We start from the raw sequence: 12,698 nt of genomic DNA, 5'->3' as shown, positions 1-12,698 counted from the left end.
TTGGCGCCGATGCAACCATCAAGGATAGCCAGACCGCGACAGGCCCCTATTCATGGCCGGACTGGGGCGTCTTTATTAACCGCGCCGGATCGTAACTTGTCCGGCGCACCTCGTCCAGCGCCTTGAGGTAGTCTGCCTCGGTCATCTGTGGAGTGCGGCTCAGGATCCAGAGATACTTGCGCCCCGGCTCGCCCACCACAGCCCAGGAGTAGTCGGGATCCAGAGCGATGATCCAGTAGTCGCCGTAAAACGGCCAGAAAAAAGTGACCTTCAGACGCGCGTTGCTTGCATCGACGGCTTTGGCCGTGCCCCTGACATCTTTTGTGCTTCCATTCGATTTGCGGCAAGCGTTCACCACCTGGACTTTGCCGTTCTTGAGCAACGTGTACACGGCTGTGGCGTCAGACTGGCAAGCGCGTTGGAAACGGTTGGGATAGCGGGCAATTTCAAACCATTTACCGGCATAGCGCTGCAGGTCCACGTGGTTGACGGGCACCAACGGCGGAGGGGTGCCACCTTGTGCTGCGCTCGCATGCAAACTTGCCGTGGCAAAAAGGGAAGCTATCAGGCCAAGAAACTTCACGACTGCTCTCCCATTGGCGCTACGCGCTGGGTGCGCCCGTAGGCCAGTCCTTATTGTACTGACGATGCCAGTTGCAACTCAGCCACAGCGGCGCGGATTCTTCCCAGCGCTGTTCTGATCTTCTCCGGCTCGTAGCCCACGGTGATGCGCAGGTGGTGTTCCGTTCCCAGGTACGCGCCGGGCGCCACCAGCACGGAAGCTTTTTCGCGAATGTGGTTGGCCAGTTCGACCGACGGCATGCCGAAGTTATAGCCCACAAACGCAATCGAAGTGGCGACGGCTTTGTGCACGGAGAAGCGGCCTTGCTGTTGGCTTACCCAGTTGGACAGAACCGCGTGTCCTTCGCGCGAGAGATTTCTCTGGCGGTCGAGCAGCATCTGGCGCTTTTCCGGCGCCAGCGCGATCTCCGCCAGCTTCATGCTCGGTCCGGCGGCGGCGATGACGGCATATTCGTGGCGACGCCACAAGTCTTCAACGATCTGCGATGAAGCCACAGCCCAGCCAATGCGCAGCCCCGCCAGGCCGTAAGCCTTCGACAGACTGTTGACGCAGATCAGCTTGTCATACATGCCCCAGAAACTCGGCGATTCGGGTGATTGCAGCTCAGTCCCGCGATAGACTTCGTCGGCGTGGAGCCACGCGCCGTGCTTGGCGCAGATCTTCACGATGCGTTGCATTTCGTCTTTGCTAAGAATGCTTCCCGTAGGATTGTTGGGATTCACCACGGCGACCAGCTTGGTCTTGCTGCCGGTGAGCAACTCCAGTTCGTCCAGATCGAGTTTCCAATTGTTTTCCGGACGCAGACGCGCTTCCTTGACCACGCAGCCCAGGTTTTTCGCCAATCCCCACACCTGACGGTACCCAGGTGAGACGACAATAACTTCATCGCTCGGCTCCAGGAGCGTCTCGCAGGCCATCCAGTTGGCTTGGGCCGCGCCCACGGTGACCAGAACGTTGTTGGGGTTGCAGCCGGGATAAAGGGCAGCGATGCGTTCACGCAGGAGCATTGTGCCGTTGACTTCCGGGTAATAAAGAGGAAGGTCCGTCAGCGAGGTGGCATCGTCGCCCAGCAGGTCGCGGACGCCGGCGCATTTCACCGAGCTGTCCGCCAGGTTGATGTCCACAGTGCGTTCGTAAAGCGACTGGAAGTGTTCGAGTTCGAAGTTCTGGAAATTCATAAAGCACGCCGTTCAATCTTAGAAGCGAGGAAGAGCCTCCGCCGCGGGATGCTTCTTCTTCCGCCAGCGCCAATAAAGATAAAATGGTACACCCGCCAGCACGATCACCACTCCGGCGATGGCTTCTTTGGGGCGTTCAGCCACCGCGTACCAGGCCCAGACGCCGGCCAGCAGAATGTAGAGTCCGGGCAGCCACGGATAGCCGGCGCAACGGTAAGGGCGCTCCGCGTCGGGCAACTTGCGGCGGAGCACGAACAGCGCAGCCACGGTGAGCATGTAGCTGAGCACCATCATGAACATCACGTAGGTGAACAGTTCGTCATACTTGCCGCTGAGCGTCAGGGCCGCGGCCCAGATCGCCTGTAATACCAGGCTGGAAACCGGAGTGCGCCATCGCGGATGCACATTGGCCAGCGTGCGGAAGAAGACGCCGTCGTCGGCCATGGCGTAATACACGCGCGCGCCGGACATGACGCAACTGGCCATTGCGCCGAAGCATGAGACGGCGATCATGAATGACAACCAGCGCGCCGCGCCGGGCGAGAACATGGAAACCGCCGCGGCCTGGGCCACCGCCGTCTGCGCGCCAATTTCGCTCATGGGCAGCGCGTAGAGATAAACAGCATTGATGGCCAGGTAAATCACCCCGACAATCAGCAGGCCCAGCACCAGCGAGCGCGGCAGGTTGCGCTGTGGGTCTTTCACCTCACCGGAAATCCATGTGATGTACACCCAGCCATCAAACGCCCAGAAAACGGCAATCAGCGCCACACCCACGCCAGCAAACAGAGAAGGCGAGCCGCTCGTCGCCGGAAGCGTGGCCGAGTAGTGGCCCCACGATCCGTGTCCGATGGCCAGACCCAACACCACAAACGCAGCGATGGCGGCAAATTTCATCCAGGTGGCGATGTTCTGCAGGATCGCGCCCCATCGCAAACCAAAAACGTTCATCGCCGTCTGGAAAGCGATGGCGGTGATCGCCACCAGATGCCCGCGGGTAAGCGCAAAAGGCCCCAGAGTTATGAGGCGATGTCCTTGGGTGTAGGCCATGGGGCCGAGGGTCAGCACGGCGTGGTTGATGTCCAGCGACGGGAGCAGGCTGCCCACGTACAAAGCAAAGCCGGCGGCCAGCGCGGCGATGGTCCCGCCGTTGCTCACGGTAAAAATCATCCATCCGTAGAGGAAGGCGACAAATTCGCCGTAAGCCTCGCGCATGTACACGTATTGCCCGCCGGCTTCGGGGAACATGGCGCCCATCTCGGCAAAGGCAAAGCACGCCAGCAGAGTAATGACCATGCCAATTGCCCACACTCCCAGAAACAGCCAGGGCCGCCGCGTGTTGAGAGCGATGTCCTGGGCGGTGAGGAAAATTCCAGAGCCGATGATGCCCCCGGCCAGCAACAAGACGGAATCAGTGAGGGAGAGACGGCGGACGAGTTTGGTTGGCTGGGCCAATATGTGCCGATCAGCTTGCCTTAGGGTGGCATTGATATAAGCCTGTTTCGGCAGGCGGAGTCAAGGGTTGAAATATTTCGTTGAGACCCGCACGATTGCTCACAGCCGCCGGGATGAGGGAACTTTGATGAATATCGATTGCCGATTCTCACTCACACCTTTCAACCCCTCGTCGGTGCGATGCCTTTGCGGTCTTCCTTCTTCATGGCATTAAATTCTTTGGACTTTCCCCGAGGAACGCTCAGTGTCTGCCAGTTTGTGCCTTGCACCAGCTTGGCCACGTATTGAATCTGCCCAATGTGGCTGACAATGTGGTTCAGGCTGCGGTTGATGGCCTGCAGAATCGTGTGGGCGTCGCCACGGATGTACACCGTGCGCGAAAAATCCTCCGGCGTAAGGCTCTGCAGCGTGTTGAAAGTCGTTTCAAAGGCGGCTTCCCAGCGCTGCATCAGGTCCTGGCGGGTATTTTCCGGCGTGATGATGAATTCCTGGTCGCGATCGCGGTCGGGTTTTTCGCCGTCAGTGGTCAGAAAGTCCGTCCAGCGCGACCGCAGGTTGCCGGAAATATGCTTTACCAGGATGGCGATGCTGTTGGACTCCGGATCGGGCACGTAAAAGAAGCCGCGGTCATCCACCTGGGCCAGGGCGCCGTCAGCCAGGCGTTTGTAGCCGCGAAAGCTGCGGCGGGCTTCATCCAGGATGGCGGCGGCAAGGGAAGTGTCATCAGCCACGAGGGTGTTCTCCTTGAGGATGGAGTCGAATAGCAAGTTTAACAAGGTTGCGGGCGGGAGGGCGGGCCGGAGGCTAAGCAAGAACCTGAGTCATGGTTTCACGCGATCCGTATTCTTGACAGTGCTGAAGGCCTAGCGTATCCTCAGCCGACTTCCAGACCGGCTCGCATCCCCCTTACAGGAGCTTCACCATGAGAAACGTCAAAGTTTTGACTTTGAGCGCTGCTGCGTTTTGCTTGTTGGCGGCGCCGATGGCTTCGAGCCAAACCGGAAGTCCACCAGCCAGCCCCAAGGAAAGTGGGCAGACCGCGGGCAGCGGCACTGCTGTCCAACAAGGCGCCAAGGCCGCAGACGGCAATACCCAGCAAGAAATCAAGGCGCTTCAAGGACAGGTTCTTCAGGCCATTTTGAAAAGCGACACCAGCGTTATGGAGAAGTATTACGCCGATGATTACGTGGCTATCCACGGCGATGGTATTCTGACCACGAAGGCTCAGGAGATCGAGAATTTCAGGTCCGGTACTACCAAGTACGAATCGATCACTGTGCGCGAAGCGAAGATACGCGTCTATGGAGACACGGCGGTGGTGAACGCCCTGGCCTCTGTCAAGACGGTCGTCAACGGGAAGCCATACAGTGGCGACGTGCGCAACACCCGGGTTTGGGTGAAACAGAACGGCAACTGGAAACTCGTCGTCTTTCAAACAACTCGAGTAGCACCGTAAAGTGCCTGCGCGACGTCTCCGATTTCTCTTCTAATTCGGCCATCAAACCTGCAGCGCCTCGAGCCGCCGCTGAGGAACGCGCGAGACTGCGCGTAGCCTGCCATCGGTTCGCCCTCTGCGCTTTACAATAGCGCCGATGATCTACTGCCGTTTTTCCACGTCCGCGGGGCCGCAATACGGGATGGTGGAGACTGTCGCCGGAGACGAACAAATCACCCACATTCTTCCTAGAGTCGAAGGAGGCGTTCCGGATGCAGCAGGCGGCCAAAAAATCCCGGCCATACCGCTGGCGTCCGCCCCGTTGCTCGCGCCCGTGCAGCCCTCACAGATCATTTGTAGCGGACGAAACTACCTGGAGTGGGGCATCGTCGCCCAGTTTCTTAAAGTGGCCGAGCCGCTGATTTTCATGAAGCCGCCGTCTTCCATCATCGCGCATGGCGAAACCATTCTGCGCCCCAGGATTTCGCAGCAAGTGGAATTCGGAGGCGAGCTGGCCGTAGTCATCGCCAAACGCTGCAGCAATCTCCGTGATGACGAAGACGTGCGAGGTTACATTGCAGGCTACACCATCGCCAACGACGTTACCGCCCGCGATCTTGAGGAAAGTGACGACCCGGGGACCCGCGCCAGGAGCTTCGACACCTTCTGCCCCGTCGGGCCTGTGGTGCATGACGGCCTGGACCCCTGGCGGGGCGTCCCTTTGGAAAGCCGTGTGAATGGGAAGCAGAGGCAGCTGGCCGACACCGTGGATTTCATCTTCCCGCTCGACGTGCTGCTGCGCTACATCTCGCGCAGGATGACCATGAATCGCGGCGACCTGGTCTTGACCGGCGCTCCCGCCGGCGGCGGTCCTGTTGTGGCCGGTGATGTGGTGGAAGTAACCATCGGGGGACTGGGCACGTTGCGGAACCCGGTGGCGGACGCACCGTGATCTGGCTGCGGTGTCATGCGGACGAGAAGTCGCGTTGACGATGAGCCGCTGAATACGGTCCCCGCGAAGGCTAGAGAACTCAGGCAAAAGGACTTGTGGGGCGACTATTTTCTTTGCACCCGTTTGGGACTGGACTGCGTATTAGTCTCCAGAAGAGGCCAATTTTGGACGTCGAACAACAGGCGCGGCAAGACCGACTGGAATCAGCCCTGCGAGAGGCGCAATCGCCGCGGGGCGACGGGTCGGCCTTCGCCGAGATTGTCCAGGCCCACCAGGCCATGGTGTTCAGCATTGCCTGGAACTTCTTGCAGGACCGCTCTTTGTCGGAAGACCTGGCGCAGGAAGTCTTTCTGGAGCTGTACCAGAGGTTGGCGGACATCAAGTCCGCGGCCCATCTGACGTACTGGCTGCGGCGCGTGGCGGTGAACCGCTGCATTGACCAGGCGCGCCGCCGCAAACATCGCAAGGAACTGGCCCTGGACGATACGCCGGAGCCGGTCCACCAAGAGCCGGATGCCGACCCGCTGCTCACCGCTAACCTGCAGAACTCGCTGGCCGCGCTGGCGGACCGGCAGCGCATGATGGTGGTGCTGCGCTACCAGGAAGGCCTGGGGCCGGCGGAGATCGCGGAAGTGATGAAGGTGCCGGTCAACACGGTGAAGAGCACGCTGCACCGCTCGCTGGAAGAATTACGCAGGAAACTCAGCCGCAAGCTGGGAGAGGTACGTTATGCAATTTTCTGAAGACGATTTGCGCAAAGCGCTGCGCCGACAGGACCCGGGCCCAGCTTTCACCCAGAGGGTGATGGCCCGCGTCAGGCAGGAGCAGGAGGCCAAGGCCGCGGCATCGCGGCAGAAAACGCAACGGTCACCGTGGCTAAGATGGCTGACCGCGCGTCCGGCCCTGACCGGCGCGGTGGCGACTCTGGCGCTGGCGATTGGCCTGGGTTTGGGGTACGGCGAATACAGGCATGTACAACAAGCGAAAGAAGCGCAGCGCCTGGCGGAACTCAAATCGGGTAAGGAAGCTGAGCAGAAAGTGATGCTGGCCCTGCGGATTACCAATGTGAAGCTGAACCAGGTATTCAAACAGGTGAACGAACCGGCTGCCCCGGAAAACCGGCAAGAACAAAAGATCAGGAGACAGAGCTTATGAGAACCTTGAAAACAAAAACCCTGCCGCGAATTTTTCTGGCGCTGGCATTGGCGATGGCGCTGGCGCCGCTGCCGGGCTTCGCGCAACCGGGCAAGCTGGAGTTGCCGAACCTGGAGAAGCTGAGCAACAAGGCCTCAGTGGTCAATGACATCACGCTGGATGGTCCGCTGCTGGCGTTGGCCAGCAAGGTCCTGGAGATGTCAGGCGACTCCGATGCCAAGGACGTCAAAGACGCCATCAAGGGCGTGAAAGGGATCTACGTCAAGAACTTTGAGTTTGACGAACCCGGCCAGTATGACCAGGCGGACGTGCAGGCCATCCGTTCTCAGCTTGCGCGTCCCGGCTGGAGCCCCATTGTAAGAAGCGTCAACAAGCGACAGCACCAGCACAGCGAGATCTACCTGCTGAAGGACGGCGACAAGATTGCCGGACTGGCCATCCTGGTGACCGGGCCGAAAGAGTTGACGGTGGTGAACATCGTCGGCTTTGTGGATATGGACAAGATCGCCGTGCTGGGCGGCAAGTTCGGCATCCCGGATGACATCAAAGACAAAGATGACGACCGGCCGCGGCACAAACCGGCCTCACAGAAAAAATCCGACAAGCCCGACAAGGACAAGAAGGAGAGCGCCCATGAAAACTTGGCCCAAGACGATGAAGACGAGTAGCATTCGCCGGGCCACCGTGCTGGTCAGCGCCTTGTCCGCGATGCTAGGTCTGGGCAGCGGCCGGGCGTACGGCGACGATTTTGGCAACATCGTCCACCACATTGAGGCCCGCTACCAGGTGCACCGCAACCATCGTTTCATCCTGGGCGTTGCCGGCCTGGCAGTGAAGGTCTGGCATGTAGCCGGCGTGAAGAACGTAAAGATCGCTCTGTTTGAAAATCAGCGCCTGCGCAACAGCGGCATGGACAAGGAACTGGATGAGATCGTGCAGCGCGCGGGCGGCAACGGCTGGCAGCCCATGGTGCGCAGCTATTCGCGGCGCAGCGGAGAACATACGTTCATCTACGCCAAAGACACAGGCGCGGGCAAGAATGAAGACCTGCAGTTGCTGGTGGTGAGCGTGCAGCCGAGTGAGGCCGTAGTGGTGCAGGTAAAAGTCAATCCCGACAAACTATTCCAGGTGATTGACGGCGACAACGTATTCTCCAGCGGAAGACGGCATAAGAAAGACCGCAGGCCACAGCAGGACCGCCCCGCGGAAACGGAACTGGCGTCAGTAACTCCAGCAGATTGGGATGGAACGTGCCTGCCCTTTTCCGGCGATCCAGCGTTGTGGCTCTAGAAAGCTGAGGTCCGCTCCACGCGAAATTATTTCGTGAGCTTAAACGAAGAGAAAAAGCGTTCGATGTCCGCTGTGTGGTCACTGCCGGCGCGGTTGAAGGTGACGGCGATGTAGGCGCGGCGGTTGTCCAAAACCACGGTCCCTTTGAAGGTTCCGGCGTCGCTGGTGGCGACAAACTGCAACGCTGGGAGCAGGTCGCCAGGCACGCGCGTGTAATTTGTCCGCTCCGTGGTGGAGATGGTAGCGCCCACTTCCTTTACAAAATTGTCGCGGTCCGCGGCCAGTTCCTTTTCTGCATTCACGTCCATCGGGTAGTCGGTATAACCAATGGCGCAAAGCCACAAATCATTGGGTTTGGCCAAGAACATGTGCGTGACCACGTCACCTTCAGGATAGGTCTTCTTGTCCTCACTGGGTTGCGGATTCACCGGCAACAAGACAGTGAATTTTCCTTCCACCGAAGAGTATTTCACCCAGCCGGCCGGCAGGGTTTGCGGCTGAGCAAGCCCAACAGCCAGCACGACGATGGTGAGAATCAGGAAGAAACGGCGCATAGACCCTCTTGTGCGTGAACAAATAGATTCAGCTTGCCTTGATGTTAACAGCAGGCGGACGCAGATCAAGAGTGAATGTTCGCCACGCAGGTACGGCGGTAACTTCCAGGCTTCATTTTGCCGCGGGGCCGCGGTTCGCGTACTCGTCCATGCGTTTCTTGTAAAGCAGAAGCACGCTGGGACCAAACGACATGAGCATGATGGCGATGCCGGTGGCTATGCCGAAGCTGGTCACTACCGGGGCTGAACAATCATGACGGCGCCGCACGATGATGTGCGAAGGCACGGCGATCAGCAGTTCCAGCACGCTGCCTTTGAGCAGCCAGGAGGTGGCGCGGGTGATCACGTCGCTGGAATTGCGGGCATAAAGGTAAAACAGAATCGCCCAAAACCCCCAGAGCACGCCCAACCCGCCAAAAAAGTACGGTGCGTCGGCAATGTGGTTTCTGGTTGCAGCATCTAGGGAGAGAATGACGCAACTGGAGAGCAGGGCCAGCATCGCCGCCGTGAAGACGCAGGAAACAAGAACGTGGGCCCGCGGTTTGAGCCGCCGCCAGGAGGTGTCCACGGACAGAAAGAGGAGAAGGGCCTGGCTGAACACGGCGATCCCCAGGGGAATCCACGTCCACCAGCTGGTATACGATTCCGCGATGCTGCTGCTACCTCCGAATTGGGAAACGGCGAACGGGACAACCAGTCCCAACAGGACCAGCAGGTAAGCGATGGTGACGACAATGCCCCACTTCCGCATGTTTCTCCTTACGGGCAACCCAAGGCTGATAGCGGCCAAGAGTCGCGCAGCCGATGGAATTCTAGAGCAGAGCGGGCAGGGTTGAGCTACTTTTTTCCGGTTTCCGGCTCTTCCACCACAATCTCCTGCGGGGCCTGCGGACGCAGCAGGGGGAACAGGATCACGTCGCGGATGGACTTGCAGCCCGTGAGCAGCATGGTCACGCGATCAATGCCGATACCCTCGCCGCCCGTCGGCGGCAGGCCGTATGACAGCGCGCGGATGTAGTCCTCATCCATGGCGTGCGCTTCTTCGTCGCCGCGCTCTTTTTCCTTGAGCTGCTGCTCAAAGCGGCGGCGCTGCTCTTCCGGATCGTTGAGCTCGCTGAAGGCGTTGCCGATTTCCAGCCCGCCGACAAACACTTCAAAACGCTCCACCCAGTCCGGCTCGTCGCGCTTGTTTTTCGATAGCGGCGAAATGGCCACAGGAAAGTCATACAGGATGGTCGGCTGGATCAGGTGTTCTTCCGCCACGGCCTCAAACATGGCGGCAATGGTCTTGCCCGCCGGGTCTTTGGGATCGTAAGGCATGTGCGGCGTGTGTTTCGCGTTGAGCCGCTGCACTAGTTTGCCCACGGAATCGTTCGATGCAAAGTCCGCCATCTCCGGTTTTGGTGCGGCGGCTTCCGGCCAGTATTTAATGATGGCTTCGCGCATGGAGAGCCGTTGCCAATTTGCGAAGTTAATCTCGTGGTCGTTGAATGTTGCCTTGGTAGAGCCGTTCACGTCCTGCGCCACCTGGGACAGCAGGTCTTCGGTGATCTGCATCATGTCTTTGTAGTCGGCGTAGGCCTGGTAGAACTCCAGCATGGTGAACTCAGGGTTGTGCTGCGTGGAAATGCCCTCATTGCGGAAGTTGCGGTTGATTTCATACACGCGGTCCAACCCGCCGACGACCAGCCGTTTGAGATACAGCTCCGGCGCGATGCGCAAATAAAGGTCAATGTCCAACGTGTTGTGGTGGGTAACAAACGGCCGCGCCGTGGCGCCGCCGGCGATGGGCTGCATCATGGGCGTTTCCACTTCCACGTAACCGCGCGCGTCAAAAAAACGCCGCATGGATTGCACCACTTTGCTGCGCTTGACGAAGACTTCGCGCACGTCCTGGTTCATCACCATGTCCACGTAGCGCTGGCGATAGCGCAGTTCCACGTCCTGCAGGCCGTGCCATTTCTCCGGCAGCGGCAGCAGGTCTTTACTCAGGAAGGTGATCTCCTCCACGTGGATGGTCAGCTCGCCGGTGCGGGTGCGGAACAAATAGCCGCGCACGCCGACGTGGTCTCCCAAATCGAGAAGCTTGTACAGCGCAAAGCCCTTTTCGCCGACGAAGTCCAGCTTCACGTAGATCTGCAGGCGCTGTCCGCCCTGCTGCAGGTGGGCGAACCCGGCTTTGCCCTGCAGCCGGATGGAAATCAGCCGTCCGGCAACTTTCACGTTGACGCGGCCGCGTTCCAGTTCTTCCGCCGTGTTGTGGCTGAAGCCGGCCAGAATTTCTGGCACAGTGTGGGTGAACGCGAACTTGTGGGGATAGGCCTCCTGGCCCAGCGCAGCAATCTCGCGCAGCTTCTGCTGGCGCAGTTCGTAAGTGCTTTTCTCGAAGGACACGGTTGGGTTTGCCTCGGTGATGCGACGTTCGATTATAAACATTGCCGGGAGCGAACTCACCGCGGAGACGCGGTGGGGCTACCGGCGCTCCGTGACAGTAAAACAGACTTTACGTGACAGTAAGACCCCAAAAACAGGACTTATATGACAGTGCGGCAGGGGGGGAAGAGGGGGCCGCGCGGCTTACGCTTCATGCGTTTTGTTATACCCTTCGACCGCTGCCTTTAGGCTCAACTCAGCACCTTGGATGATGCCATAGATCAACTTTTTAGAGTCATCCGGCAGCTCACTGCTCTCTGTGTCTGCTTTGAGAGTTTGCAGAAGCGTTGACTTGCGCCCTTCTATCTTCGCGTAAGGATCGAGTAGCACCAGGTGCGAGAGGATGAATCCGAGAACCTGCGTACACGCCTCTATCGCATCGTGTTCCGACACTCGCACCGGCTCGATTTGTTTCACCACTGCCCTTCCTTCCTCATCCCGCCGATGGCGGCCTTCAGGTCCTCGCGGAACTCAGAGCTGCGGACATACTTGCGATCAAATGTTGGAGTGTGGATGTGTAGATCACCCATGCTAAATCCCCCCGCGCTGCCGCCGGCATTCATCGCCTCCAACGCGCCTCGGTTCTTGGCCGCGTAGGGCGCTTTCACTACGAACTCATCAGGGTGAAGCACGGCCGCAAATCCTCCTCGCGCGCTCCCTGTCCATCCGCCGCGCGCGAATTCCGGCGCTCCGAACGTGAGCGAACTGCGGTGATCGCGGTCCGCCTGGAAGCCTTTGATGTCTTTCTCCGCCGCATCAATCGTCGGCCCGATCTTGTTGTTCAGCACCGAGCTGCCTTCGCCCTTCAGCGCTTTCATCTGCTGCTCGGCCTGCGTGCGCAGCGCTTCCAACTGCGAGATCGCGCTGGCCGAGTCAAGGCCAAAGCTCTTGTAGTCGTCCTCGATTTTCTTTACTTCCGGCAGCAGCGTGTCGGCGAAGGCGTTCGCTTGCTTGCGGCGTTTGCCCGCGCCAAAGAGTCCACCCAGTAGCCCACCGACCGCGCCCGCCAGCGCGCCGATAAGAATGCTTACGCCCATCGTGAATGGCGCGCCCGCAAGTCCCAACAACGCGCCCGCGCCCGCGCCAAGGCCGCCGCCAATCAGCGTCCCGCCCACTGGCCCGAAGTTCTGTCCAACTCCGAATCCAAGAAGCCCTGGCCCTATTGCTCCAAGAAGTGCGCCGCCAAGCGTGCCCATCGTGCCGCCGGCGCCGCCCATCAATCCGAGATGACCCAGCAGCATTCCGGCCGGGCCAGTGGGATTCATGGCCGCCATGAGCGCAAGTGAAGTGATGATTCCACCGGCCTGCCCCACGCCGCCGCCAAATTTACCGCCAACCATCGAGAGGCCCAGTGCGCCGAATCCAGCAATGCTTTGACCCAGCGTCGCACCGCTGCCGAAAATCGGAATGGGACTCTTATTCGATGAAGGCGTCCCAAAAGCTACGCGTCCACTGCTGCTCAGGCTTGCCGTGGTCAACGCCGACGAAGCGGTGAAGCCGCCGCCCGCTCCGAAGCTTGCAGTTCCGCCGGGAATGCCGGCCGCCGGCGCCATCGCTCCCAGGCCGCCGAACAATCCGCCGCCAGCATCGTTGGCTCCAGCTACATTCGCCGACCCGAGAGAGGAGCCGCCGCCAAACAATCCGATGAGCGAACCGATCCCGC

At 59.7% G+C, this 12,698-nt stretch carries 15 protein-coding genes; 6 read left to right on the top strand and 9 right to left on the bottom strand.

Going from position 1 to position 12,698, the window contains the following annotated elements; all coding sequences use genetic code 11:
- Positions 1–46: 46 nt before the first annotated feature.
- From LAO20_06370 to LAO20_06355, 4 genes are all read right to left on the bottom strand, one after another.
- Positions 47–568 carry a lipocalin family protein gene (locus tag LAO20_06370; protein MBZ5531037.1) on the bottom strand — a complete coding sequence of 174 codons (522 nt, stop codon included), beginning with the start codon at positions 566–568 and terminating at the stop codon, positions 47–49.
- A gap of 65 nt (positions 569–633) precedes the next feature.
- Positions 634–1,761 (bottom strand): aminotransferase class I/II-fold pyridoxal phosphate-dependent enzyme, encoded by a 1,128-nt coding sequence (locus LAO20_06365; GenBank protein MBZ5531036.1) that lies wholly within the window; start codon positions 1,759–1,761, stop codon positions 634–636.
- An 18-nt stretch (positions 1,762–1,779) separates the two neighbouring features.
- Entirely contained in the window at positions 1,780–3,216 is a 1,437-nt protein-coding gene (locus tag LAO20_06360; GenBank protein ID MBZ5531035.1) for an amino acid permease, read from the bottom strand.
- Positions 3,217–3,377: 161 nt separating this feature from the next.
- Positions 3,378–3,917, bottom strand: a complete 540-nt coding sequence (locus tag LAO20_06355) for a DUF1572 domain-containing protein (protein MBZ5531034.1) — start codon at positions 3,915–3,917, stop codon at positions 3,378–3,380.
- Between the two features lie 221 nt (positions 3,918–4,138).
- Here LAO20_06355 and LAO20_06350 point away from each other — a divergent pair, with 221 nt between their 5' ends.
- The 6 genes from LAO20_06350 to LAO20_06325 all read left to right on the top strand — a co-directional run bounded on the left by LAO20_06350 (position 4,139) and on the right by LAO20_06325 (position 8,048).
- Entirely contained in the window at positions 4,139–4,672 is a 534-nt protein-coding gene (locus LAO20_06350; GenBank protein MBZ5531033.1) for a nuclear transport factor 2 family protein, read from the top strand.
- 136 nt (positions 4,673–4,808) lie between these two features.
- A complete protein-coding gene (locus tag LAO20_06345; protein ID MBZ5531032.1) occupies positions 4,809–5,603 on the top strand; it encodes a fumarylacetoacetate hydrolase family protein in 795 nt (264 codons plus the stop codon).
- A gap of 164 nt (positions 5,604–5,767) precedes the next feature.
- Positions 5,768–6,346 (top strand): RNA polymerase sigma factor, encoded by a 579-nt coding sequence (locus tag LAO20_06340; GenBank protein MBZ5531031.1) that lies wholly within the window; start codon positions 5,768–5,770, stop codon positions 6,344–6,346.
- Positions 6,333–6,758 carry an anti-sigma factor gene (locus LAO20_06335; protein MBZ5531030.1) on the top strand — a complete coding sequence of 142 codons (426 nt, stop codon included), beginning with the start codon at positions 6,333–6,335 and terminating at the stop codon, positions 6,756–6,758. Before LAO20_06340 ends, LAO20_06335 begins: the two co-directional genes overlap by 14 nt.
- On the top strand, positions 6,755–7,426 hold the full coding sequence (locus LAO20_06330) for a DUF4252 domain-containing protein (protein ID MBZ5531029.1): 672 nt from the start codon (positions 6,755–6,757) through the stop codon (positions 7,424–7,426). Before LAO20_06335 ends, LAO20_06330 begins: the two co-directional genes overlap by 4 nt.
- Positions 7,392–8,048, top strand: coding sequence for a hypothetical protein (locus LAO20_06325; protein MBZ5531028.1), 657 nt, complete (start codon positions 7,392–7,394; stop codon positions 8,046–8,048). Before LAO20_06330 ends, LAO20_06325 begins: the two co-directional genes overlap by 35 nt.
- Positions 8,049–8,074: 26 nt before the next feature.
- Here the strand turns inward: LAO20_06325 and LAO20_06320 are convergent, their stop codons facing one another.
- The 5 genes from LAO20_06320 to LAO20_06300 form a co-directional block, all read right to left on the bottom strand.
- Positions 8,075–8,602, bottom strand: a complete 528-nt coding sequence (locus tag LAO20_06320; protein ID MBZ5531027.1) for a hypothetical protein — start codon at positions 8,600–8,602, stop codon at positions 8,075–8,077.
- A gap of 112 nt (positions 8,603–8,714) precedes the next feature.
- On the bottom strand, positions 8,715–9,353 hold the full coding sequence (locus tag LAO20_06315; GenBank protein MBZ5531026.1) for a hypothetical protein: 639 nt from the start codon (positions 9,351–9,353) through the stop codon (positions 8,715–8,717).
- Positions 9,354–9,439: 86 nt separating this feature from the next.
- Complete coding sequence (gene lysS / locus LAO20_06310; GenBank protein MBZ5531025.1) at positions 9,440–11,038, bottom strand: lysine--tRNA ligase; 1,599 nt, start codon at positions 11,036–11,038, stop codon at positions 9,440–9,442.
- Positions 11,039–11,179: 141 nt separating this feature from the next.
- The gene (locus LAO20_06305) at positions 11,180–11,455 is read right to left on the bottom strand and encodes a hypothetical protein (protein ID MBZ5531024.1); all 276 of its coding nucleotides are present in this window, start codon (positions 11,453–11,455) and stop codon (positions 11,180–11,182) included.
- On the bottom strand, positions 11,449–12,698 hold a 1,250-nt coding region (locus LAO20_06300), incomplete at its 5' end, for a hypothetical protein (protein ID MBZ5531023.1). The genes LAO20_06300 and LAO20_06305, both read right to left, overlap by 7 nt.

Source organism: Terriglobia bacterium (assembly GCA_020072815.1).
Classification (GTDB): domain Bacteria; phylum Acidobacteriota; class Terriglobia; order Terriglobales; family Acidobacteriaceae; genus Angelobacter.
The sequence above is the reverse complement of the archived record's forward strand: the minus strand, read 5'-3'. Positions and strand labels throughout refer to the sequence as shown.

Excerpts from the sequence above, each read along its gene's own strand:
- LAO20_06365 (MBZ5531036.1), bottom strand. The coding sequence starts at position 1,761 with ATGAATTTCCAGAACTTCGAACTCGAACACTTCCAGTCGCTTTACGAA.
- LAO20_06350 (MBZ5531033.1), top strand. The coding sequence starts at position 4,139 with ATGAGAAACGTCAAAGTTTTGACTTTGAGCGCTGCTGCGTTTTGCTTG.
- LAO20_06345 (MBZ5531032.1), top strand. The coding sequence starts at position 4,809 with ATGATCTACTGCCGTTTTTCCACGTCCGCGGGGCCGCAATACGGGATG.
- LAO20_06335 (MBZ5531030.1), top strand. The coding sequence starts at position 6,333 with ATGCAATTTTCTGAAGACGATTTGCGCAAAGCGCTGCGCCGACAGGAC.
- LAO20_06330 (MBZ5531029.1), top strand. The coding sequence starts at position 6,755 with ATGAGAACCTTGAAAACAAAAACCCTGCCGCGAATTTTTCTGGCGCTG.
- LAO20_06325 (MBZ5531028.1), top strand. The coding sequence starts at position 7,392 with ATGAAAACTTGGCCCAAGACGATGAAGACGAGTAGCATTCGCCGGGCC.
- LAO20_06320 (MBZ5531027.1), bottom strand. The coding sequence starts at position 8,602 with ATGCGCCGTTTCTTCCTGATTCTCACCATCGTCGTGCTGGCTGTTGGG.
- LAO20_06315 (MBZ5531026.1), bottom strand. The coding sequence starts at position 9,353 with ATGCGGAAGTGGGGCATTGTCGTCACCATCGCTTACCTGCTGGTCCTG.
- lysS (MBZ5531025.1), bottom strand. The coding sequence starts at position 11,038 with ATGTTTATAATCGAACGTCGCATCACCGAGGCAAACCCAACCGTGTCC.